Below are 1,610 nucleotides of genomic sequence, written 5' to 3'. Positions count from 1 at the left end.
GCATCACCAGGCAACTCAACAGTCACATTATCATCACCAATATCCACATTCATATCAGCATCAGCCTTAGCCTTAACATTAAATGAAGTAGTATTTGATTTAGTGCCGTATAATTCATCACCTAAATAGGTAGCGGTAACGTCATAATCACCAGCAACCAAACCACTGACAGTCAATGAACCTTTACCACCAGTAACATTTACATAATAACCGGTAGAACCAACATTAACTAAGACAGTACCATCTTCACTTTCAGATAAGCTGATTTCAATTATTTCATCTTCACCAACAGTGATATTTTGAGCTGTTACAATAATGTCCAAATCACGTTTTTCAACAGTGAATTTGGCAGTATTATTGCTGCTTAAGTAATATTCATCACCGTTGTAAATTGCAGTGACCTCATATTCTCTTGCAGTTAAATCTGAAATTGTAAATGTAGCAACTCCGTTATCTAATTTTTCAGTGTATTCTCTTCCTCTAATAACAACTGTTACATTTCCTGTTGCTCCTGGAGTAACGTTTACATAGATAACTTCATTTTCGCCGACAGTAATATTAGTCACATTAATGCTTAAAGCTGAAGGGGTTTTAGCTTTTACAGTGAATGAAGTCTTATTAGAAGCATTCATATATTTGTCATCACCTTTGAAGTATACTGTGACATTGTGTAATCCTTCGCTTAATCCGACTGCGGTGAAGTTCCCTTTACCGTTTGTAATGAATGAAGTGTAATTGACGCCGTCAATTTCAATGAAAATTACTTCAGTAAGGTCTACGGAGGTAATAATTGTCAATACTTCATCCTGACCAACAATAATATTTTCACCGGCTATTTCAATGTTCGTTTTAAGTTTGGATACAACATATGAACCTGAAGTTTCATTGCTATAATATTTTCTATCTCCAATATAAGTTACGGTTACATCATATTTACCTGTCATTGCAGGAGCAATGCTGTATTTAGCAATTCCTCCTGAAATATCAGCATAGTACTGAGTTCCATTTACATTAATCAATACATATCCGGTTGCATCTTCAGGTAATGTTACAGTAATCTCTTCAATTTCATCAATAGTAATATCAGATACAGACAATTGAGGTATTACTTCATTTTTATATACAGTGAATGTAGTATTGTCTTCAGATCCTAAGTATTTATCATCACCATTATAATATACATGAACCAATATAAGACCCGCATCTAAATCTGAAACAACCAATGTCATGTCATCCAAATACCTGATGTACTGTACACCATTAATGTAGACAGTAATATTTCCGGTAGCATCGGATGGTGAAACTACAAATGTGATTGTTGCGTTTTCACCGACATTAATGTCTGAAATTGGATTAATGACAATTGATGAAGATATTTTTGAAACAGCAAATGAAGTGGATCCTTCATAAACAACTGGAACACCACCGTCTTCTGTAATAAATACTGCTTTAACATTATAATTTCCTGAAGCAAGACCATCCAAGGTTAAGATTGCCTGACTGATGTTTGTAGCAGGATCATATGTAATTGTTCTGTTGTAAGGAGTTCCATCAACATAAATTGTTACATTTCCTGAATATTCACCTTCAGGCAAAGTTACAATAATTGT

Annotated in this window: 1 protein-coding gene; it reads right to left on the bottom strand. The window is 34.3% G+C overall.

The genetic code is table 11. The features are described 5' to 3' along the window. The coding region (locus F3G70_RS10810) for an Ig-like domain-containing protein (protein WP_188118166.1) at positions 1–1,610 on the bottom strand (1,610 nt) is incomplete at both ends.

Origin of the sequence: Methanobrevibacter millerae (genome assembly GCF_900103415.1) — an archaeon.
Taxonomy (GTDB): domain Archaea; phylum Methanobacteriota; class Methanobacteria; order Methanobacteriales; family Methanobacteriaceae; genus Methanocatella; species Methanocatella millerae.
Note: the sequence above shows the minus strand (reverse complement) of the source record. Positions and strands in the feature narration are given on the sequence as shown.